This is a genomic window from Nostoc sp. CALU 546 (assembly GCF_048836525.1).
Window position 1 is genome coordinate 34200 of the sequence record NZ_JAWJTF010000012.1, and the last position, 21590, is coordinate 55789.

Consider the following 21590-nt stretch of genomic DNA (forward strand, 5'->3'; position numbering starts at 1 on the left):
TATTTTATGTGAGTAAAGTATCACTACAAAGGAGTTTCTAAAAACCACTCATAACCAGCTTTAAACTGAGATTTACCATTTTGTTCAATTATGCTGCCATGCGCCATGATTACTCGTTCAAAATCCCAAGTGAGAAGCTGTTGAATTGACCATTTAACTTTGACTTTATCCTGAGTTGCAAATTTCTCCAATAACGATGGACGAAGTTGGTTGTAACCACCTAGAAGTTTAGCTACTAACCTTGTGCTTGGCGAACATTGATCATCAAAATGGAAAACTGTATCAGTGACAATCAAAGTCCGGCTTTTGACATGAAAAAAGACGCATTCATTGAGTGGTGAAAATCCACTAGTATCCAGTGTGTTAAAGCCTTGTACTAATAAATATTCAACCCCATCAATCAGGTGAATAGTGCGATCGCTAATAATCTGGTCGATTTGCAAATCTGGTCGTTTCCGCTCTAGACCAGATACTACCCATAGTTTGGCACGAGGATAGCACAGCTTGAAGTCAGCAACAAATAGATGATGATACAAGTTGGGGGCGACGATGTAAATAACTTCTCCCAATTGATTTAGCTCATTGATAGTTGCGTCATCTATGCCAATAGGTGATATCACCATTAATTTACCACTGGTTAGACGAATCACAGTCATCCTCGTCCCTACTTCCAAGCCAAAATATTTTAGGGGTTGTTCAGCAACCCAAAGGTCAGTATCAATTGCTTTAAGCATTATAATTTTTGAGTTAGAACCGTCGCTGGACTATAAAAATTGCTGCACGCTGTAGTAAAGACAAGCCAGACTGCCGACGATATAAACTAGCCAAGTTCCGAAAAAACCGATCGCCCTGCCCGGTGATGGGCCATAAGTCTGTATTAATCCCCAGGCATGGGCAATCCGAGCTACTGTCAATAGAGTACCTAGCATCCACAACAGTCCGTTAAGAGCTTGCATCCACTCTAGGGCAATTAGGAACATGAGGCTAAGGGGTACGTATTCTGTAAAGTTCCCATGCGCTCGGATAGTACGCTGTAACACCCCATCTTCCATGTTTTTCGTGACAATAGATTGTTGTGTTATTTTTTCCACAAACTCTGCCCAAGTATTCGGATGATCTAAGTAATTGGGCTGTGAGGCAACCTCAGATAAAGATGCACCATGCCAAATCCGAGTACGGGTGCGCTCCATTGCCACTCGATAGGATAAACCCAGAGCAAGTAGCCCATGACAGCCGATAAAGAAGGTTGAAATAGGAATCAGAACAGGCATTGACAATCACTCGAATCAAAATCCTAACTTTGAAAATACTTGCCTGCAATTGTTACTGTCTTTTCAATTCTTGCGGAATATCGAAATCTACTTTTTGAGACAATCGGGTTGAAGTATTTAACAAACAGAATTCAGGAGTCAGGAGCCAGAATTCAGAATTTAATTCTGTGTGAGTGGCTTATGAATAAAGGGGTTTAAGTCCCCCACCAAATTAATTCTGGATTTTGCATTCTTCTTCAAATTGCTGTTAATACTTGATTGTCTCTGCCCATGAATCTGCTAAAAGAGTTTTTGTTCAATCCCCCAGAATGTAAAATTCCCCTTGATCAGCCCCCACTAGAAGCTCTACCCCAATGGGGACACTGGTTAGAAACATCAGAGTTGATGGTAGCAATCATTCCGCCAGGACATTTAGAAGTCAATATTCGCTCACCACTTAACCTTGTAGTCACAAGTTTTGGGGAAACTCGTGGGATTGCTGCCTTCAATACCGATCGATTGCAACCTTACCAAGCGCTACCAGGAGGTTTTGATATTGTGCCTCAAGGCAGTACTTATAGTTCGGTGGAAGATGCTTCTTGTTTTGTGGTGTTTGGATATTCCCAATCTTTTCTAGAGCGGATAGTCAAAGTGGAAGCAGAGGGACAGAAAATTGAATTACAGCCAGGGCAAATTCCTAAGACTCATTGGGGTTTGAGTGCTGCGATCGCTATACAAGAGTTTTTTTATAATGGACAAACTGGTGGTGCATTTTACTTAGAATCAGTTGCGACGGCGGTGTTGGCACAGATTATTCACCGACGTTCAAATCTATCTGGACGGCTCAAACGTCCACCAGAGTTTTTAGACCCAAATTTGTTAAAGTCTGCCTTGGAATACATCAGAGCGCATCTATCCCAGGAACTTAACCTGAAACAGATTGCTGCCATAGTAGGATTCAGTCCCTACCATTTCGCACGAGCATTTAAAGTCACAACTGGACTGTCGCCTTATCAATATGTCCTCCGGTGTCGGCTGGAACTTGCCCAACAACTGTTACAAAACCAAAAGCGATCGCTGGCGCAAGTAGCCGCAGAAGCGGGATTTGGCAACCAAAGTCACATGACATCTGTGTTTCAACGAATGCTACGCACAACTCCCAAGCGTTACCAGCAAGAAATGAGTAGTATTTTAGACCATACATAAAACCTTATGTGTAGTTTTCTGCAAGACAGTCTGAAAAACTTTATCCTGTCTGGGTTTGAAAACTTGCTATATCTGAATTTTTCACAACAGAAAATCAAGCCTTTCCAGATCATATTCCAGGTTTTTGGTTATATCTCAACCCAATGCCAAGTAAACAATTTGTTACCTGCATCTTTGCTATATTTATTACCTTAGAGAGAATACAATAGATAAATCTCCAGCGCGTTTCAACCTAGTAAGTCTCAACAATACTGATTTAATTGATCAGACTGTTTTATACAGTCATTTGTAAGCAAAACTGAATCAAAGGATAAATAAACCGCCAGCCTTTTAAGCACCCAGAGACGCTAAGAGACTAATAGATACTTCAAGGACAGGTTAGCGTTTTATTTCCTACTTCCACTAGAAAGTCCAAGACCGATGTAGAGTCAAGAATTTACCTTCAAATACTGAGGTATCAAATTATGCAAGAAATTGAAAGATTTTTTGGCAACTTGTTCAGTGGTATAGTCAACCGCTTTAAGTATTCTGCGATGGACGCTGCCGATCGCAAAATGAGAGAAACTATCGACGAGCAGGTAGAACAACGGCGGCAAAAACCCAAACCCAAAGATCAAGAAGATCGCCAGTAGATAGGTATTTTGGGTTTAATGCAACATAGCGCTTCCCAATTGTTGAGTGGGTAGCGCTCTTTTTTTGCCCTCACTCGGTCAAGCAACTACAACTCTTCGGAATATGCTAACCTAGTATGGTTAACTAATCTCGCACATCTAAGAATTCGGGTGTTTCCCAGTTGGGAAATGCACTTGGATGGAGGTTTAACCCGAATCGGAGTTGAAAAATATATGCCAGTAGTTTCATTGGCTCAAATGATGGAGTCAGGGGTTCACTTTGGGCATCAGACCCGGCGTTGGAACCCAAAAATGTCTCCTTACATTTATACTTCCCGCAATGGTGTGCATATTATCGACTTGGTGCAAACTGCCCAGTTGATGGACAATGCTTACAACTACATGCGATCGCACGCAGAACAAGGGAAGAAGTTTCTTTTCGTTGGCACTAAACGCCAAGCAGCTGGAATTATTGCCCAAGAAGCCAGCCGTTGCGGTTCCCACTACATTAACCAACGCTGGTTGGGTGGAATGTTGACTAATTGGGCAACCATCAAAACACGGGTAGATCGTCTGAAAGATTTAGAACGCCGTGAAGAAACTGGCGCACTAGATTTATTGCCCAAAAAAGAAGCATCAATGCTACGTCGGGAAATGACGAAGCTTCAGAAATACTTGGGTGGCATTAAAACAATGCGGAAAGTACCCGATATCGTGGTGATTGTAGACCAACGGCGGGAATATAACGCAGTTCAAGAATGCCAAAAGCTGAATATTCCCATTGTGTCCATGTTGGATACAAACTGTGACCCGGATGTAGTAGATATCCCCATCCCGGCTAACGACGATGCGATCAGGTCAATCAAGCTAATAGTTGGAAAATTGGCGGATGCCATTTATGAAGGTCGTCACGGTCAGCTAGATGCTGAAGAGTATGACGAAGATTACGACGGTGGTGAGTATGACGATGACTACGAAGAAACCGAATATACTGACGCGGTAATTCCCGACGAAGAAACAGAGGAATAGTCCTGTTAGCGGAAGCGGGGCGTTTAGCCCGTGAAGAGTGCTGAGTGCTGAGTAAGATAGAAAGACTCAGCAAATTGGATAGTGCTGAGTCTTGATTTTTGAAGTTGTGATTTGTCAATGAAGAATAAAATTGATAACTGAACACTCAAAACTCAGCACTCAAAACTCAGCACTCAGTACTAAATTAGGTGAGTGATTACAACTCAAGGTCAAGTTAGGAATTGAGGCAACATGGCGGAAATATCTGCAAAACTCGTCCAAGAGCTACGCCAAAAAACTGGTGCTGGCATGATGGACTGCAAAAAGGCGCTGATAGAGACTGAAGGCAACGTAGAAGAAGCCGCAGACTGGCTACGGAAAAAAGGCATCTCCAAGGCGGGAGCAAAAAGCGATCGCATTGCGGCAGAAGGTCTAGTAGACACTTACATTCAACCCGGTGGTCGGGTGGGTGTACTCATAGAAGTCAACTGCCAAACCGACTTTGTGGCTCGTAACGAGGCTTTTAAAGCTTTAGTTAAGAATCTAGCAAAGCAAGCAGCGACAGCTGATAGTGTTGAGTCTTTGTTAGCTCAACCCTATATTGAGAATGAAAGTGCGACTGTAGAAGAATCCATCAAGCAAACCATTGCTACTCTTGGTGAAAACATCCAAGTGCGCCGCTTTGTTAATTTTGCAATAGCAGAAGGCACACAAGGTGTAGTAGACAGCTACATTCACACTGGCGGTAGAGTTGGTGTATTGGTAGAACTGGGTTCCCAAACTGAGTCAGCGGCTACTAATTCAGAGTTCCAAACCTTGGCACGGAACACTGCAATGCAAGTTGCGGCTTGCCCCAATGTCGAGTATGTGAGCGTAGACCAAATTCCCGCTGAAATTGCCCAAAAAGAAAAAGACATTGAAATGGGCAAGGATGATTTGGCGAACAAGCCTGAAAACATCAAAGAAAAGATTGTTCAGGGACGGATTGAAAAACGCCTGAAAGAATTGACTTTGCTCGATCAGCCTTACATTCGCGATCAGAGTATTTCTGTGGAAGACCTCTTGAAGCAAGCGAAGGCTCAATTAGGCGAAGAGATTCAAGTAACCCGTTTTGTCCGCTATATACTGGGCGAGGGCATTGAAAAGCAAGAAATGAGCTTTGCTGATGAAGTTGCTGCACAAATTGGCAGTAAGTAATATTAGTTATTGGTCATTAGTCATTAGTCATTGGTCATTGATCATTGGTCATTGGTCATTAATCTTTACCAAGGACAAAGGACAAAGGACAAAAGACTAATGACTCTTTACAAAACAGGTCAAGCAAATAGCCTGGCCTGTGTTTTTTTAGTAGATATGCGAAATATTGCATTTAATTTAAAATCTAAAATCCTTTGGAAAGTTATTCTAAAATAAATTCGTACATTTGTACTATGTAATAGTTCACATGGGCAAGAACGAAAAGATATGGCAAGAGCAATCGAGCGAATTGAACGGGATATTGCAGCACTTAAAGAAGCGATTCGGGCGATCGCAGTAGAACTAAAAACCGCCTATGCTAGTTATCTAGCCACCTTGGGACTAGCTCTACGAAAACAGTTGATTCTCGCGAGTTACCACCTCTGTACCCAAGGGTATCCCGAAAACTTTTTGCATTTGTCATTGAATCAGCGGCAACAATTGCAACAAGCCGTCCGCAGCTTGGGTCAACTGGCAGCTGAACAATTGCTCACTTATATTAAAGGTGAAGAAGCAGTTGGAGATGAGGCAGATGAGGCAGATGAGGAACTAAATTCCTCCTTGTCCCCCTTGTCTCCAGATACCTCGAATCCTATAGAACTAGCAAAATGGCAACAGAACTTAGAAGAGGTTACGCAAGAAATACTGAAAAAAATTTCCCATGATGCTAATCTTTTATTACAAAAATCTGGGGTATTACCCAAAAAATTACCAGAGCCGATTTTAGCAGCAGCGGCAGCAGCGGCATCAGAAGCATCTGGTGAGGTAATGCCAGGGCCACCCAACTTATTAAACTTAGTAATTGAAATTGAAAATGAGCAGCAGTCAGAAGATTCTGGTCTGACGCAAATTATGGCTATTAACCTGCGACTAGGGGAAATTGAATTTGCTGATGTGACACTCTCCTCTGAGCGCAGGCAAATCCGCAGTATTCTAGTTCAGCTAAACAAGCTAGGACGAGAGTATCAAAAGAAACATCGAGAAAAGGCGATCGCAGAAGCGGAAGCTGCATGGCGTGCTAGTTGGTTTGAGGATTAGTCATTTGTCCTACCCTGCGGGAAGCCGCTAAGGCGTCTATGTCCTTTGTCCAGAGTCAAATGACCAATGACCAATGACTAATAACCAATGACTAATGAAAAACCAGATTGGATACGATTGCAGAAAGCCTTGGCAATAGAGGCTGAACGGGGCTTTACAGACTTGATGGGTAGAGAATATCGCTTCAGTGAATTTCTGAGTCTGACTTTGGGCAAATTCCCAACAGGCTTACCCCAAACTGAACGCCGCCGTTGGCAAGGATTAGCGGTGCAATTTGCTAGTTATCCACATCTGGCACTGGAAGAAAGACAACACTTAGTAGCAGAAACTCGTAAGTATCTCTCACAACTACAGCAAGAGGAAGAGGGGAAGCAGGGGAGCAGGGGAGCAGGGGAGCAGGGCAAAACTTATCAAGCTAAAATCCAAAATCCAAAATCTCCAATTTTTACTGAGGTGAGTCGGAGACTTGCACCGAAAATTGAGCAAAAACTCAGTGATTTACCAGAAATAGGCTTTAAAAAAGCTGATAATTTGGCACGGCTCGGTTTACACACTGTCCGCGATTTGCTTTTCTACTATCCTCGTGACCACATTGATTACGCGCGTCAGGTGAATATACGCGAGTTACAGGCGGGTGAGACAGTGACAATAGTCGCTACAGTGAAACGTTGCAACTGCTTTACTAGCCCTAAAAATCAGAAATTATCAATTTTAGAACTGATAGTCAAAGATAACAGCGGTCAAATCAAAATTGGTCGTTTTTACGCAGGTACACGCTTTAGCAGTCGCGCTTGGCAAGAAAGTTTAAAACGCCGTTATCCAGTAGGTAGCATTCTGGCGGCGTGTGGGTTGGTGAAAGAAAGTAAATATGGCTTGACACTGGATAATCCAGAACTAGAGGTTTTGGCAAATCCCGGAGATTCGATTGAGTCGCTGAATATTGGGCGGGTAGTGCCAATTTATGGACTGACTGAGGGCGTGGTGGCGAATACAGTGCGACAGGCGGTAATTGCTGCTTTACCCGCTGCTGCTAACCTGAAAGACCCTCTGCCAAGTGGTTTACGGCAAAAGTATGGTTTGATGGAATTAAAAGATGCGATCGCTAATATCCATTTTCCCAGCGATAGCGCCGCTCTGCAAGTTGCCCGTCGTCGCCTAGTCTTTGATGAATTTTTCTACCTGCAACTTGGGTTACTGCAACGTCAGCAGCAAGCAAGAGCGATTCAAACCAGCGCCATCCTTGTCCCACGCGGTCAACTTGTAGAGAAATTTCACGAAATACTGCCTTTTCAACTAACTGGCGCACAACAACGAGTCCTCAACGATATTCTCAACGATTTGCAAAAACCTGTACCAATGAATCGTTTGGTGCAAGGCGATGTCGGTTCTGGTAAAACAGTTGTCGCTGTACTGGCTATCCTCGCAGCAATTCAATCTGGCTACCAAGCGGCGCTGATGGCTCCCACAGAAGTTTTGGCAGAACAACATTATCGCAAGTTAGTTGGTTGGTTTAATCTGCTGCATTTGCCAGTGGAATTACTGACAGGTTCCACCAAAACTGCTAAACGAAGACAGATACATTCTCAGTTAAGCACCGGTGAATTACCTCTATTAGTAGGAACCCATGCCTTGATTCAAGACCCTGTAAACTTTCAGCAATTAGGGTTAGTAGTGATAGATGAACAGCATCGCTTTGGGGTAGAACAACGGGCACGTTTGCAGCAAAAAGGCAATCAACCTCATGTGTTAACTATGACAGCTACCCCGATTCCCCGAACCTTAGCACTGACGATACACGGGGATTTGGATGTAAGCCAAATTGATGAGTTACCACCAGGACGACAAAAGATTCAGACAACAGTGCTATCAGGTCAGCAACGCAACCATGCTTACGACCTCATCCGCCGAGAAATTGTCCAAGGTAGACAGGTTTATGTGGTTTTGCCCTTGGTAGAAGAGTCAGAAAAATTAGATTTGCGATCGGCCACTGATGAGCATCAAAAGCTACAAGAAAGCGTTTTTCCCGATTTTCAAGTGGGGCTGCTGCACGGTCGCATGAGTTCAGCCGATAAGGATGAAGCGATTACTAAATTTCGTGATAACCAAACGCAAATTTTGGTTTCGACTACCGTTGTTGAGGTAGGAGTAGACGTACCTAATGCTACAGTTATGCTCATTGAAAATGCAGAGCGGTTTGGCTTATCACAACTACACCAACTACGGGGGCGTGTCGGTCGTGGTGCGGCTCAGTCTTACTGTCTGTTAATGAGCAGTTCCAGAAGTCCTGATGCTCAACAACGGTTGAAGGTGTTGGAACAATCTCAGGATGGTTTTTTCATTTCCGAGATGGATATGCGTTTTCGTGGTCCAGGACAAGTACTGGGAACTCGTCAATCTGGAGTGCCAGATTTTACTTTAGCGAGTTTGGTGGAAGATGAGGAAGTTTTACTTTTAGCACGGCAAGCAGCGGAAAAAATAATCGAGATGGATGCAACTTTAGAGCGCTGGTATTTGATGAAACAAGAGTTAAAGTATCGGTATGAGCGGTTGATGGGTGGGGCAATTTTGACTTAACATATTTGAGTTAGTTTAAGAGAGAAACTGACTATGCATTCCTAACTTTTAAAACTAATTTATTCCTTGGAAGTCCCCTAGAGGTTCTTACTGTAGTTGCCGCAAACGAGCCAAAGCAAGAGTTATGAGAACCAGTGCTGTGCATCTCTATTGCCCAGTCGGAGCTTCAACCAGTGTTGTAGACAACATGGGCTATTTTCGTCTGCTTGCCTTTTAATATTTCCTGAACCTCTTTTGACTCTTGTTCCCGTTGCTTTTGATATTCACTGTGAAGTGAATACAGAATTTCTTGGTCTTGAGATGCTCTAGTATTCCAATCATCATCACCATATTGCCCCCATTGAGGAATTACGGGGCCACCAAGCACCATTACATAAACAATTCCTGTTGAGTTCAATTGCTCTCTATGCCAACGTTCACTTTTGTGAAACGGGATATAGAAACCTACATCAAGCAATGAATCTTCAATTTGATTGCGGTAATCTCCTTGAACATTTTGAGTATCGAAGATAGCATAACCACCTGTTTTAAGAGCGTTATAAAAGGTAGTTGCAGCTTGCTTCATACTGGTTGTAGGAAGACCTTGATAAGCTTTAATGTTGAGTATTACATCAAAGTCGTATTCATCCAATGGCTCACGAAAATCATGAACTAGAAAACGCAGATTAGTTGCTTGGATCTGTTCCAATTGTTCCAATTTAAGGTCAGCATTTATTTCTTCAACATTGGAAACTAAAGATGTTATCCCCTGCTGATTGACCTGTCGCAAAAAATCGATCGCCGCAACAGAGACATCACTAGCAAGCACATTACAACCTGCATAGGCATAAAAAATAGGTGCAAAACTGATTCCACAACCTGCAAACCAAACCTTGCGTTGTGATTGATTTCTCACGAAGTCTAGAAATCTCAATTCAGGTTCATTGTGCCAGGCTGACCAAACTTGAGGCAGGGGGAGCGCATCCGATTGATTAGCCCAATACTGATTCCATTGTTCATGGTTATCCCAATTCTCTGGAAGTTTACAGTGGCGATGATTTTTCATTTTTCAGGTCAAGTGTAACGAGTCGTCTGTTAATATGTTTCCCGAAAATTACTTGACTCTATCGCTTGCAAGTTAATCTGGCGCTAAATGCCTTAAAGTCGAAGTTTTTTACCCTATGTCGCTTAACTCTTAAAACCCGACATCCTACATCTGTTCACTATCAGAGAGTCAGGTATTGAGTTGAGATGCGCGACATGACCAACAAACTTTTAACAGTTTGATTACATGGTAATACTTTCCAAAGGTGTTTAAATCACGATGCTTGCTGCATTTCAGCATAGGCTTGATAAACACCCTTCACGTTGTACCAGTTGAGGAAAATTCGAGCAATTTCTAAAGCTAATTGTGGTTTACCTAAATTAATTAGCCATTGCAAAAATGGCGCCATTGTCCGTTCATTCAGTGCGCCATTGAGTGACAAAATTCCCCAAAGTAAACGATGCAGCCAAGTCATTTGAATCATCATTCGCACTTCCCATGTGGGATGTTTTTGATAAAACAAAACTCCCATGCGTCCGCGTTGAATTTCTTGGTCAATTAATCGGGGAATTTGCTCTAAGTTAAATGCTGGATGCCAGTGATAGCCAACGGCTTCGGGACATTTAATTAGTGTCAAACCTAGTTTTTTTAGCCGCACACCCAATTCTAAATCTTCCCAGCCATAGAGTTGAAAGGTTGTATCAAAAAGTCCGGCAGTCTCTAGCCAATACTTAGGAATCGCTACATTTCCCGTAGCAAAAAAGGCTGCTGAAAAATCTGTGACTTTGTAGGGTTCAGCCGTTGGATTGTTGAAATTGCAAGTATTAATAACTGCACCGTAAGTGAAAAAGCGATCGCTCCCTAATTTATCTTTCCCCTCCACTAGCGCGTTACCATGAGCTTGCAGGAAATTCTTCAGCACCACTAAATCACTATCAATAAAGATAATTGTGTCTCCTAGTGCCTGTTCTACTCCCAAATTCCGAGCCGCAGCTGGCCCAGCATGATCTTGTTGAAACCAGCGCACATGAGGAAACTCCTCTTTGTGTGCTGCCAACCACTCCAATGTGCCATCAGTAGAACCATCATCCACCAAGACAATCTCGTAATCAGTAACCGAACTTGGCTGACTCAAATCCTGCACCTCCAAGGCGCGGAGGCACTTTTCTAAAATCGGTTGGCGATTATAAGTCGGTATCACAACGCTGAAAAACACAGTCTCACCCACAACACTATTTATCCATCTCCAGGATAGGACAGATGAGGCGCTGACACTGTTCCTTACCTAATTTGAGTTAAGGAAATAGCAAGGGGTTGATAATTTTTAGTTAATCAATGTATAACCTCATCTTAATTATTATGCACTGAGCCAACCAATCAATTAATTATATTAATTCATAAAAACCAAGTAATTCAAAGTTAATTAGTCATTGGTCACTAGATTTTGGTACATATCTCGTCCATTGTGGGCGGAAAAACTTTGTCTTTCATCGGACTAATTTAAACCATGTTAAAGAGTGCGTGTGGTATGTCGGAGGATGTTTTAAACGTCCTCTGCGAAAAATTATCGCGGCAAATTTGTTTCACCTGACATCTTGCACTATTTTTAATAACTCTATTTTCGTAGCTTGACGATTATTGATCACAAAATCGTGATTTTTTAGTGATAAATATGTTTTTCATCAAAAAAAGTTGTTGATAAATTTAAATTAATCAATATATAACCTGACGTTAATACTTAGTACTTAAGTTAAAAAAAACATGATTATTTTAGTCTGCGCAAGCAATATCAGCCAGTCTTGATTTGTTATTCGCTGCTATTTATTGGCTGTTAAAAATGTATCAAATCTCAAGAAACATCTAAGTAATTTCTGTAAATATCTAGAGCTGTTCTTTACGAAATTACTCATGTTATTGAGAGATGAACTGAATAGCAATCTCGTAAGCCTTAAAACGGAGAACAAAGAATGAAAGGACGCTTTCACCCTAAAAACAATTTGACCCTCAACCCATCCGGTAACGAGTCAATTCGTGATGTGATTGACCGCGTTAGTTTGAGTCGGCGGCGGTTCATCATGACGGCTGTGGGTACATCAGTGCTAACTGTTCTGGGTGATGTTTCCATCGGTGGCTTTCTTCAAAGTGTTGATGCAGCGCCAATTCCCAAGGGAACTGGATTTGCTGGCATAGGCTTCAAGAGCATTCCACCGAATCTACTCAACCCAGCTACAGGACTTCTGGAAAAGGATCTTGTTAGTGTTCCTGAAGGTTACACAGCTAAAGTGCTGATTGCTTGGGGAGATCCGATCGCACCTGGTGGCCCAACTTGGCTAGCAGATGCCTCCCAAGATGCTGCTGCTCAAGAAAAGCAGTTTGGTATGCACAATGATGGGATGCACTACTTCCCTTTACAGCCAGGGAATGTTGTTGGTCGGACAGTAAGTTCACAAGCAAGATCATTAAGAGGCTTTTTAAATCAACCCATCAATACTGGTCTGCTGTGCGTCAACCATGAGTACACCCAAGAATCAATTTTGCATCCCGATGGTTTGGATGTAGTCACAATTGCCAAGGTACGGAAGTCTCAGGCTGCTCATGGCGTGTCTGTTGTAGAAATTTCCAAAAACGGCAATGAGTGGAGTTTTAATCGTAATTCGTCTTATGGTCGCCGCATTACCGGCAACACCGAAATGCGAGTATCGGGGCCTGCGGCTGGCGATGCATTGTTAAAGTCGAAAAAGTTTAACATTACGCCAACTGGCTCTGTTGATACCGGCACACTCAACGATGGCTACACCGCTTATGGTACTCTCAACAACTGCGCCAACGGCTACACTCCTTGGGGTACTTACTTGACCTGTGAGGAGAACTGGAACGGCTACTTTGCTAATCCCACAGGAGATGTAGTTGCAATTCCAGGCATCGAAAAGTCTGATATCCTGGCAGGACAGAATCGATACGGTGTACCTAGACAGTCTAGCTATCGCTGGCCGGAAGTTGATCCACGCTTCGATGCCAGCACCAACCCACTCGAACCCCATTTATTCGGCTGGGTGGTTGAGATTGATCCCTACAATCCTCAAAGCAAGCCAGTCAAGCGTACTGCTCTTGGTCGGTTCAAGCACGAGAGCGCTCAGGTTGTTGTTGATGACAATAACCGTGTTGCTTTCTATCAGGGTGATGACGAGCGCAACGAATATATCTACAAGTTCGTTTGTGCCCAACCTTTAAATCCCGGAAATCCTGCTGCTAACCGCGATTTGCTCGACAACGGTGTTCTGTACGTTGCCAAATTCAATGACAACGGTACTGGCAAGTGGATTCCTTTGGTCTACGGTCAGAATGGTTTGACACCAGAAAATGGTTTCAGAAGCCAAGCTGAAGTACTCGTTAAGACAAGACAAGCTGGCGATCGAGTCGGCGCAACCATGATGGATCGCCCAGAGTGGGTAGCTGTACGCCCTCGGATTGGTGGATATAAAGAGATTGAAGTCTACTGCACGCTGACTAATAATACTCGTCGTGGCACAACTCCAGTTTCCTCCAACCAGCCAGACGGCACAACAGCAGCAGGCGGTGCGCGTCCTCCCGTAAATGCTTCCAACCCACGTCCTGACAACCGTTACGGTCACATCATTCGCTGGCGCGAAGATGGACGCAGCGTTACGGCTACAACTTTCAAATGGGATATCTTCTTTGAAGCTGGCGACAAAACCAGACCTGAACCAAATCTTCAGGGCAATATTAAAGGTGACGACTTAAGTTCACCAGATGGTCTATGGTTTGACGACTTTGGCCGCCTCTGGGTTCAGACTGACCACGCAGGTGATGGTATCGGTGATTTAGTAAACATCGGTAGCAACACTATGTCATGTGCTGACCCCAATACCAAACAAGTTAGGCGCTTCTTAACCAGCCCTACGGATTGTGAAGTAACTGGTATTACTAGTACACCCGATGGCAAAGCGATGTTTATCAACATCCAACACCCAGGCGATCGCGGGGATGCCTCGAATCCCACGATCGCCAGCAATTGGCCTAATAGTCAAGGGTATGGCCCATCTGGTCGTCCACGTTCATCAGTGGTAGTAATTACCCGTAATGACGGTGGCGTTATTGGTGGTCTATAAAGACTAATAAGAACGGATTCATTTAGCAAAGTATCTTAAATAGTTTTAAATCACCTTAATTCTTGACTCTAAACACGGGCAAGGATTAAGGTGATTTACTTACAGGGAATGTATTCCAAGAGGGCTGCTTCCTCTAGTCAAGCCATTGGAGGCCGAGCCTCCAATGATGGTTTCCCAGCCTGGAGGCTGGGAACCAGTCAATATTACTTATAGCTAAATGGCAGTAAGAAAAGCCCAAAGGCTTGGTCGTCTCGTTCCCAGCCTGGAGGCTGGGAATGTATTTACAAGAGGCAGCAGCCCTTCCAGAATGGATTAGAGGCTTGTTCCAGTCAGAGCAAGGGCTGTATCTTTTCTTAATGCCATTCACTTATAGTTATTAACCCACAAATTTTGTTGCTCTCTTCTTACGTTGCATCCACAATCCCATAACAGCAGCAATAGCTGTACCACCAGCAGCTAACGGTTCGGGTACTTTAGCGTAGCTTACAGTACCTACTTGTGTTGTATTTACTGATTGATCAATCAGATAAAAGTTGTTTCCTCCTACATCTGGAGTATTGGGATCACTTCCGATTAGAAACTGGTCTGCAACAAAATAGCTTAATCCTAAAACTTCGCCATTATTAAAGCTGGCTATAGGAAAACTGTCAAAATCAATATCATCTGCCTCTGTATAGTTAGTACCCAAGTAGTTGAATGCAACTGCTAATCCATTCTCAACTCCCAATGTCTCAAGACCTGTATTGGTTAAGGTCGAGTCATCGTATTGAAAAGAGCCGAAATACTGACCGGGATTATCGCCAGATGTGGCATTTACAGTAAAACCGTAGTTAACCAAGGCAGCTTGCACTGGTTTAGCACCCATAGCAGCAATAGACATGGCAGCTGCAACGGTCGCAATACCAAGATTTTTAGCTAATTTCATCAGAATATACTCCAGAGTTAAAAAATCAATAGTCCTGTAATTTCACTTACATAAGCTTTTAACCACTGCGTACAGGTTAAGAAATATCAAACAAAAGATTATTATCGTAAAATCTTTAAGATTGTCAGGGATATATAAATTTGCTGTGAAGCGATAATTCCACTTATCCACTCAACGAAAATCGGCTGGAATCCCATCCCTTCAAGGGGTGTCCGGGATAGCCGCCCGCCTCCAAAGTCATTAGTCTTTTGTTTGCGTCAAATTCTCATAGAATCAGATTAAAATGATTCACAAAACTCTATTTGTAGTAAGTAAATATGCAAATCGGCATCTCATAATCTTTAAAACTTTATCCAAATATTGTTGGAAATCAGTGAAAGGATTCTTATTATCAATATATATTTACGTAACGCATATTTGCGCCTCAGAAAGGCTTTTATTATCTGCATCAGCAAAAGTTAAAAGATAATGATTATCATCCTCTATTTGACTTGATAAGCTGATCACAGGTTTTGATTATAGATAAAGTTATTGTGCAATTAGCAAGAAATTACTAATAGGATATTTGCTTCTTCCTCTGCTGGGGACTGCACGGATTATTGTGCTTTAATTTATCAGGTTTAACACAAACATTACCATTTCTTAAATTAAGTAAGATAACTTTTTCATAGGTTCATATTTTTCTGGTGTTCACATATTTGTGAATCTAATCGTCATACCAATTGAGCGAATACTGTACTGTAAAAAGGTTTTTAAGTAATGCTTTCACTTCAATGGTGTGGATGTGAAGATGATTCAGGAAAAGTATTTAATAATCAGCAAAAATCCAAAGTTTTGTGGATAACAGTAGGTTTACTTGCTGTTTTTTTTATTGCTGAGTGGAGTGTGGGTTTATGGAGTAAAAGTTTATCCTTACAAGCAGATGCAGGGCATATCCTATCGGATATTACAGCTTTAGTAATATCGCTACTTGCTAGTTTTTTGGCACAGCAACCAGCTAAGAAAAAAGCAACCTTTGGAAATCAGCGGATTGAAGTTTTAGCAGCTTTGTTGAATGGATTAAGTTTACTTGCGATCGCAACTTTTATCATACAGGAAGCTATTCAACGCTGGCAACATCCAGCAACCATTTTGGGCTTACCAATGTTAGGGATTGCCGTATTAGGTTTAATCGTCAATTTGCTCAATATTACTTTGCTTCATCCCCACACTCACAACGATTTAAATCTGCGCGGAGCTTTGCTTCATGTCATTGCCGATACTGCTAGCTCTGTGGGTGTAATTATAGCTGCCTTAGCAGTTCATCTTTGGGATTGGTGGTGGGCAGATGTTGCTATTAGTTTAGTCGTTGCAGCTTTTACGGGTTTAAGTGCTTTCCCTTTAGTACAAGAAAGTTTAAAGATTTTTTTGGAGTATGCACCGGAATCAATCGACCCTATTGAGGTGGAAATATCTCTTCAATCTTTTCCTGGTGTTGTGCAAGTAGAAAAACTCCACATCTGGACACTTAGCTTAAATAAGGTAATGCTTTGTGCCAATTTGACAGTTGAATGTACAACTATCCAAGAACGCGATCGCTTACTCACTAAGTTGGAAAATCACATCCGAAAAACTTTTAATATTACTGAGATAACTTTGCAGCTAACTAGCTGTAATAAACCTTCAACACCGCCAATTCATCCTTTGTTTAATCAAGACCTAATTTTAATGTTATCGGAAAATAAAAAATCAACTAAATTGACTTAAAGATTGCCATTTAAACATAATGCTTATTAGCATTTTTCAATTTTAAAAATATAGCTTTCGGCTATTTACTAGGAGGTTTACTGATGATGAATTTCATTCAAAAATCCCAAATATTTTCACTACTGAAACAGTACAAACGCCCCTTTGCTTGCTTTATTTCTGGTCTGCTTCTGGCAGTTTTGTTGTTCTTCGGAACATCAAATCAACAACCAGCAACCGCCTACAACCAAAGTGATGCCACAGTATCTACTCAGTTAGATGTGACTACTACCTATTCAGACTTTGGTGCTAGTCATCTAGAACCAAATTTTTATCAGTATTAACGGCTAATACTTGCTCAATTAATTTTAAGGCAAACTGTAATGATTTCATTTTTGCAAAAGTACAAGCGATCGCTAGCTTTGATTATGACTGGCTTGCTTTGTACCGTTCTGCTGGTATTTGGTAATTCTGTTTTTCAGCCCACCCTGGCTGCTGGTAATAGAGTTAACGTAATTATCATGATTGGCGATGGTATGGGTTGGGAGATGGCACGAGCCGCAGCTGTCGCCAAAGGTGCGCCTTTTTACACTAGTGGTAAAGGTTCAGGTCTTAGCTTCCAAAAGCTAACTGGATATGGGCTGGTAACAACTTACGGCACAACGATTCAGGGAAATACGCCAACCAATCCAACAGATCAGCCTCATCTAACAGGTAACTCTGCTCTAGATAACTCTAATCCACTCACAGGTGCAAGTCCTGTTCGTCCCAACTTCTCATTCCAGCCGACTCCTTTTAACCCTGGCAATAGAGTTGATGGCAATAGTTTAGCGAGTGGCAATCTGGCGGGTTATGACATCAGTAAAGGTGGCCCTCTTCCTTGGGTTCCTCTGACCCCTGCTAATCCTGGTACTTATGACAAAGATTACATTAAGTACAGTTATCCTGACTCTGCTAACACCGCTACAACTCTTTACACGGGAGTAAAGAGCTTCAACAACGCGATGGGGGTAGACATTTACGAGAAGAGATTGAAAACCATCCTGGAAATTGCTAAGGAAAATAGTAAGTCTACAGGCTTGGTAACTTCCGTACCTGTTAGCCACGCAACGCCTGGTGCTGCGGCTTCTTTCGTAAATCGTCGTAGCAAATACGATAGTGTTTACGACCCTAGCAAGAGTAACCAAGACAGCATTTTGCAACAGACATTGCTGAACTTTCAGCCTAATGTTTTGTTGGGTGGCGGTCATCCTAAAGACCTTGAGAATAGAGATATTGCAAGTACAGCTGATGGCGTCTTGAAATATACGTACATTACAGAAGACACTTACCAGCATTTGAAGAATAACCCTACGTCAAATCGTTACGGTTATACCTTTTTGGAACGTGGCCCAAATGCAACTGCGACACTGCTAAACACGGCTGCAAAAATCGATCCAAATAAGGGAGAGAAATTATTTGGTCTGTATGGTGCTCGTGGACAAGACGGCAACCTTCCTGCTAGTTCTTCTAAGGGAGATTACAGCTTAACAGGCCTGGGCACCTTCAGCCTTTATAGCTCTGTTGTCAGAGGCGGTGGAACTCCCGATACCTGTCCATCCGGTAAAATAATTACTGGTACTGCTGGGGATTGTGTTCCTGTCATCGATGCAGCGGGTAATCCCATCGCTCCTAATGTTCCAGCACCCGATACAGTTCGTCCTCTAGCTCCTGGTGAAACCGACGCTAGCTTTATCGCTAAAGAAATTAACGAAAATCCAACTTTGGCTGATCTGACCAAAGCAGCTTTAACCGTTTTAGGTAAAGACAAAGACGGCTTCTGGTTGATGGTTGAGGGAGGTGATGTAGACTGGGCTGCTCATGACAACAACATGGATAACCTGATTGGTACCATGAATGATTTTGATAAGGCAGTCCAGCAAGTCATTACTTGGGTAGAAAATCATGGTGGTTGGAGTAAGAATCTACTACTGGTTACTGCTGACCATGACCACTATCTAACTTTGAATAATGACTTTGCCTCTAAATTGACTCCTAATCCTGACCCAAATCAGGCTAGAGGCTTGAAATATAACGCCAAAGACATCACATTCGTGAAGCACAATCCTACTGATGCTGGTCACTTCTGGGGGTCTGATCCAAATTACAAATACCTCTGGGGTAGCCATAGCCGTCGGGTTGTACCTGTTTACTATCAGGGCGCTTACGCATCAACTCTGACGCGATCGCTAGGACAAGGCTTCCAGATTACAGATAGCTCTGGTACGTATACTGTGCCTGGTGTTCGGGGTGTGGTTGACCAAAGTCATATCTTCCAGGCTATGAAAACTGCGATCGCCAGTCCGTGAATTAAATACACCGCTTCACTAAACAACTAACTGAAAAGCTTTGTATTGCAGAGATGTAGTAACACCATCTCTGTCTCACAAAACTATTGCGGTATTTTTGCTCCAGTTCTTTTATCAAGGGAAACAAATGACTGACTCCATCTTCCAGAGGTTAGCCGCTGCAACAGTAGGAACTGCTTTGATTTTTTCGTTAGGCGAGGCTATCCCCGCCCAAGCAGCAGCCCTAACTTATAATTTTTCTAACGACGATAAAACCCTCATAGGCAGTTTTTCATTCGACCAAGCAGCAGCAGCAGACGATCAAGAAGTAACGATCGCCGAAGGTTTAAAGATTTCTGCTACCTTTGGTGGACAGTTATACACCGAAGCTGATGATCCTTTAGCCTCAGTTTTCACCGATTTTTCGGGAACAATTTTGAACGAAGCGGGGTTAGGGTTGTATTTTACACCTGGCACTTTTAACGTCTTCCGCGAAAGTTTTATCAATTTGAATGATTCCACTGACGCAGGTGTTCAGACTGTCACTTACACAAGCACAAGCGTTCCCGAACCAAGTTTGATGCTTGGATTGTCTGTGTTGGGGTTAGGTTTATTCTTGGGTAAAAAGACAGCATCTTCTAAACCATCAAGCACAAAAGCTTAAACCAGATTATCAAGAATCAACTTCTGTTAGGTGATTGATTTGCATCTATCTAAAACAGGGTGGGATTATCCACCCTGTAGATTTTTAATATTTATTTAGTCTGGTGAAAACTGATACAAAGCCATATAAAAAAAGTTTTATCTAGAAACGATCGCAATCTTATTTAATTTATCGAAACAGAATTCAGGAGTCAGGAGCCAGAATTCTGTTGGGTATTTTTAACTTCATAGTGGATGAATCCACTGATTCATTCTGACTTCTGAATTCTTCTTCAAGAAAATTGCAAGGCTCAGATTCCCGACTTTTCTAAGAAGTCGGGATTTTTATTATCAAAGAAGGCAGAAGGAAAACTGCCCAACACTCGCGGACTAGCTAATGCTGCGCTATCTCTCAAGTACCTCGACCAGACGGGTCTTGGGTTTAAGACAAGAACTCCAAATTTTCAATTTGGTGGCTCTTTTTCAGGAGAGGTTTGAATCCCCAACTGAGGTAAAACCTTCTGCCTTCTGCCTTCTGCCTCCTGCCTCCTTCAATCAGTTGCATGAAGAAAATATACATGGATTAGTTTAGATATAATAATGACTCATTCTTTGTTGTCCTAAGTGGAGAAATTAATGGGTCGCGCCAAAAAGGTTGTCCTGGCATATTCTGGTGGAGTGGATACTTCTGTTTGCATCCCTTACCTCAAACAGGAGTGGGGTGTGGAAGAGGTGATTACCCTAGCAGCAGATTTAGGTCAGGGAGATGAATTAGAGCCAGTTCGAGAAAAAGCTCTGAAATCGGGTGCAAGTGAATCACTTGTGGCGGATGTCAAAGACAGCTTCGTTAAAGATTACGCCTTTGGAGCGATTCAAGCCAATGCCCTCTATGAAAATCGTTATCCTCTCGGAACCGCTCTTGCCCGTCCACTGATTGCTAAGATATTAGTAGAAACGGCTGAAAAATATGGTGCTGATGCGATCGCTCACGGTTGCACCGGTAAAGGTAACGATCAGGTTCGTTTTGATGTCTCTGTAACCGCGCTCAACCCCAACATAAAGATCCTCGCACCAGCTAGAGAATGGGGAATGAGCCGTGAGGAAACCATCGCTTATGGTGAGAAGTTTGGTATCCCCTCACCAGTCAAAAAATCTTCTCCTTATAGTATTGATAAAAATTTGCTCGGTCGTAGTATTGAAGCGGGTAGTCTCGAAGATCCCTCATTTGAGCCACCAGAAGAAATTTATGAAATGACAAAAGCGATCGCTGATACTCCCAACGAGCCAGAGTACATCGAAATCGGTTTCCACCGTGGTATTCCCACAACCATCAACGGTATAGCTAAAAAACCAGTTGAACTAATTGAAGAACTCAATCAGGTGGTAGGAAACCACGGTATCGGCCGGATTGATATGATTGAAAACCGTCTGGTAGGTATTAAATCGCGGGAAATCTACGAATCTCCCGCGATGTTGGTGCTAATTCAGGCACATCGGGATTTAGAAAGCTTGACTTTGACGGCAGATGTCACCCATTACAAGCGTGGGATTGAAGAAACTTACAGCCAAATCGTTTATAACGGTTTGTGGTACAGTCCACTCAAAGTTGCACTAGATGCCTTTATTCAAAAGACACAAGAGCGAGTCTCTGGAACTGTGCGAATGAAGTTGTTCAAGGGCAACTCTACAATAGTTGGGCGTTCGAGCGATAATTCCCTCTATACTCCCGATTTGGCAACTTACGGAGCCGAAGACCAATTTGACCACAAAGCCGCTGAAGGCTTTATCTATGTTTGGGGACTACCAACTCGCATTTGGTCACAGCAAGTTAGAGGTTAGGAAGATTAGGGGGATGAGAAGACAAGGAAAAATTTTCTCCCTCATCTCCCCACTC

At 42.6% G+C, this 21590-nt stretch carries 17 protein-coding genes; 12 read left to right on the forward strand and 5 right to left on the reverse strand.

Annotated features, from left to right (window positions below; genetic code table 11):
* Window positions 1-23 precede the first annotated feature (23 nt).
* Both RRG12_RS08585 and RRG12_RS08590 read right to left on the reverse strand, forming a co-directional pair.
* The gene (locus tag RRG12_RS08585) at window positions 24-734 is read right to left on the reverse strand and encodes a DUF4336 domain-containing protein (RefSeq protein ID WP_069072893.1); all 711 of its coding nucleotides are present in this window, start codon (window positions 732-734) and stop codon (window positions 24-26) included.
* Window positions 735-764: 30 nt separating this feature from the next.
* On the reverse strand, window positions 765-1271 hold the full coding sequence (locus RRG12_RS08590) for an MAPEG family protein (RefSeq protein WP_289799075.1): 507 nt from the start codon (window positions 1269-1271) through the stop codon (window positions 765-767).
* Window positions 1272-1541: 270 nt separating this feature from the next.
* Here RRG12_RS08590 and RRG12_RS08595 point away from each other — a divergent pair, with 270 nt between their 5' ends.
* The 6 genes from RRG12_RS08595 to recG all read left to right on the forward strand — a co-directional run bounded on the left by RRG12_RS08595 (window position 1542) and on the right by recG (window position 8923).
* A complete protein-coding gene (locus tag RRG12_RS08595; RefSeq protein WP_420758982.1) occupies window positions 1542-2456 on the forward strand; it encodes a helix-turn-helix domain-containing protein in 915 nt (304 codons plus the stop codon).
* A 464-nt stretch (window positions 2457-2920) separates the two neighbouring features.
* Window positions 2921-3088 (forward strand): hypothetical protein, encoded by a 168-nt coding sequence (locus RRG12_RS08600; RefSeq protein ID WP_176727122.1) that lies wholly within the window; start codon window positions 2921-2923, stop codon window positions 3086-3088.
* A gap of 213 nt (window positions 3089-3301) precedes the next feature.
* Window positions 3302-4096 carry a 30S ribosomal protein S2 gene (gene rpsB, locus RRG12_RS08605; RefSeq protein ID WP_069072917.1) on the forward strand — a complete coding sequence of 265 codons (795 nt, stop codon included), beginning with the start codon at window positions 3302-3304 and terminating at the stop codon, window positions 4094-4096.
* Between the two features lie 231 nt (window positions 4097-4327).
* A complete protein-coding gene (gene tsf, locus RRG12_RS08610) occupies window positions 4328-5272 on the forward strand; it encodes a translation elongation factor Ts (RefSeq protein WP_069072896.1) in 945 nt (314 codons plus the stop codon).
* Between the two features lie 267 nt (window positions 5273-5539).
* Complete coding sequence (locus tag RRG12_RS08615; RefSeq protein WP_069072897.1) at window positions 5540-6349, forward strand: hypothetical protein; 810 nt, start codon at window positions 5540-5542, stop codon at window positions 6347-6349.
* A gap of 87 nt (window positions 6350-6436) precedes the next feature.
* Complete coding sequence (recG, locus tag RRG12_RS08620) at window positions 6437-8923, forward strand: ATP-dependent DNA helicase RecG (protein ID WP_069072898.1); 2487 nt, start codon at window positions 6437-6439, stop codon at window positions 8921-8923.
* Between the two features lie 166 nt (window positions 8924-9089).
* Here the strand turns inward: recG and RRG12_RS08625 are convergent, their stop codons facing one another.
* Both RRG12_RS08625 and RRG12_RS08630 read right to left on the reverse strand, forming a co-directional pair.
* Window positions 9090-9968 (reverse strand): class I SAM-dependent methyltransferase, encoded by an 879-nt coding sequence (locus tag RRG12_RS08625; RefSeq protein ID WP_420758983.1) that lies wholly within the window; start codon window positions 9966-9968, stop codon window positions 9090-9092.
* 253 nt (window positions 9969-10221) lie between these two features.
* Window positions 10222-11175, reverse strand: a complete 954-nt coding sequence (locus tag RRG12_RS08630; RefSeq protein ID WP_176727123.1) for a glycosyltransferase family 2 protein — start codon at window positions 11173-11175, stop codon at window positions 10222-10224.
* Window positions 11176-11914: 739 nt separating this feature from the next.
* Between RRG12_RS08630 and RRG12_RS08635 the strand changes: the two genes are divergently transcribed.
* Window positions 11915-14077 (forward strand): PhoX family protein, encoded by a 2163-nt coding sequence (locus RRG12_RS08635; RefSeq protein WP_420758984.1) that lies wholly within the window; start codon window positions 11915-11917, stop codon window positions 14075-14077.
* Window positions 14078-14453: 376 nt separating this feature from the next.
* Here the strand turns inward: RRG12_RS08635 and RRG12_RS08640 are convergent, their stop codons facing one another.
* Window positions 14454-15002 (reverse strand): PEP-CTERM sorting domain-containing protein, encoded by a 549-nt coding sequence (locus RRG12_RS08640; RefSeq protein WP_420758985.1) that lies wholly within the window; start codon window positions 15000-15002, stop codon window positions 14454-14456.
* Window positions 15003-15761: 759 nt separating this feature from the next.
* Here RRG12_RS08640 and RRG12_RS08645 point away from each other — a divergent pair.
* From RRG12_RS08645 to RRG12_RS08665, 5 genes are all read left to right on the forward strand, one after another.
* Window positions 15762-16748 carry a cation diffusion facilitator family transporter gene (locus tag RRG12_RS08645; protein ID WP_420758986.1) on the forward strand — a complete coding sequence of 329 codons (987 nt, stop codon included), beginning with the start codon at window positions 15762-15764 and terminating at the stop codon, window positions 16746-16748.
* 83 nt (window positions 16749-16831) lie between these two features.
* A complete protein-coding gene (locus RRG12_RS08650; RefSeq protein WP_420758987.1) occupies window positions 16832-17071 on the forward strand; it encodes a hypothetical protein in 240 nt (79 codons plus the stop codon).
* A 39-nt stretch (window positions 17072-17110) separates the two neighbouring features.
* Entirely contained in the window at window positions 17111-19075 is a 1965-nt protein-coding gene (locus tag RRG12_RS08655) for an alkaline phosphatase (protein WP_420758988.1), read from the forward strand.
* Between the two features lie 127 nt (window positions 19076-19202).
* Window positions 19203-19718, forward strand: coding sequence for a hypothetical protein (locus RRG12_RS08660; protein ID WP_069072905.1), 516 nt, complete (start codon window positions 19203-19205; stop codon window positions 19716-19718).
* A gap of 614 nt (window positions 19719-20332) precedes the next feature.
* Window positions 20333-21535 (forward strand): argininosuccinate synthase, encoded by a 1203-nt coding sequence (locus RRG12_RS08665; protein ID WP_420758989.1) that lies wholly within the window; start codon window positions 20333-20335, stop codon window positions 21533-21535.
* Window positions 21536-21590: the final 55 nt, after the last annotated feature.

What these genes read in the sequence shown, in the direction of transcription:
- RRG12_RS08585 (WP_069072893.1), bottom strand. Translation starts at nt 734, where the DNA reads ATGCTTAAAGCAATTGATACTGACCTTTGGGTTGCTGAACAACCCCTA.
- RRG12_RS08590 (WP_289799075.1), bottom strand. Translation starts at nt 1,271, where the DNA reads ATGCCTGTTCTGATTCCTATTTCAACCTTCTTTATCGGCTGTCATGGG.
- RRG12_RS08595 (WP_420758982.1), top strand. Translation starts at nt 1,542, where the DNA reads ATGAATCTGCTAAAAGAGTTTTTGTTCAATCCCCCAGAATGTAAAATT.
- RRG12_RS08600 (WP_176727122.1), top strand. Translation starts at nt 2,921, where the DNA reads ATGCAAGAAATTGAAAGATTTTTTGGCAACTTGTTCAGTGGTATAGTC.
- rpsB (WP_069072917.1), top strand. Translation starts at nt 3,302, where the DNA reads ATGCCAGTAGTTTCATTGGCTCAAATGATGGAGTCAGGGGTTCACTTT.
- tsf (WP_069072896.1), top strand. Translation starts at nt 4,328, where the DNA reads ATGGCGGAAATATCTGCAAAACTCGTCCAAGAGCTACGCCAAAAAACT.
- RRG12_RS08615 (WP_069072897.1), top strand. Translation starts at nt 5,540, where the DNA reads ATGGCAAGAGCAATCGAGCGAATTGAACGGGATATTGCAGCACTTAAA.
- recG (WP_069072898.1), top strand. Translation starts at nt 6,437, where the DNA reads ATGACTAATGAAAAACCAGATTGGATACGATTGCAGAAAGCCTTGGCA.
- RRG12_RS08625 (WP_420758983.1), bottom strand. Translation starts at nt 9,968, where the DNA reads ATGAAAAATCATCGCCACTGTAAACTTCCAGAGAATTGGGATAACCAT.
- RRG12_RS08635 (WP_420758984.1), top strand. Translation starts at nt 11,915, where the DNA reads ATGAAAGGACGCTTTCACCCTAAAAACAATTTGACCCTCAACCCATCC.
- RRG12_RS08640 (WP_420758985.1), bottom strand. Translation starts at nt 15,002, where the DNA reads ATGAAATTAGCTAAAAATCTTGGTATTGCGACCGTTGCAGCTGCCATG.
- RRG12_RS08645 (WP_420758986.1), top strand. Translation starts at nt 15,762, where the DNA reads ATGCTTTCACTTCAATGGTGTGGATGTGAAGATGATTCAGGAAAAGTA.
- RRG12_RS08650 (WP_420758987.1), top strand. Translation starts at nt 16,832, where the DNA reads ATGATGAATTTCATTCAAAAATCCCAAATATTTTCACTACTGAAACAG.
- RRG12_RS08655 (WP_420758988.1), top strand. Translation starts at nt 17,111, where the DNA reads ATGATTTCATTTTTGCAAAAGTACAAGCGATCGCTAGCTTTGATTATG.
- RRG12_RS08660 (WP_069072905.1), top strand. Translation starts at nt 19,203, where the DNA reads ATGACTGACTCCATCTTCCAGAGGTTAGCCGCTGCAACAGTAGGAACT.
- RRG12_RS08665 (WP_420758989.1), top strand. Translation starts at nt 20,333, where the DNA reads ATGGGTCGCGCCAAAAAGGTTGTCCTGGCATATTCTGGTGGAGTGGAT.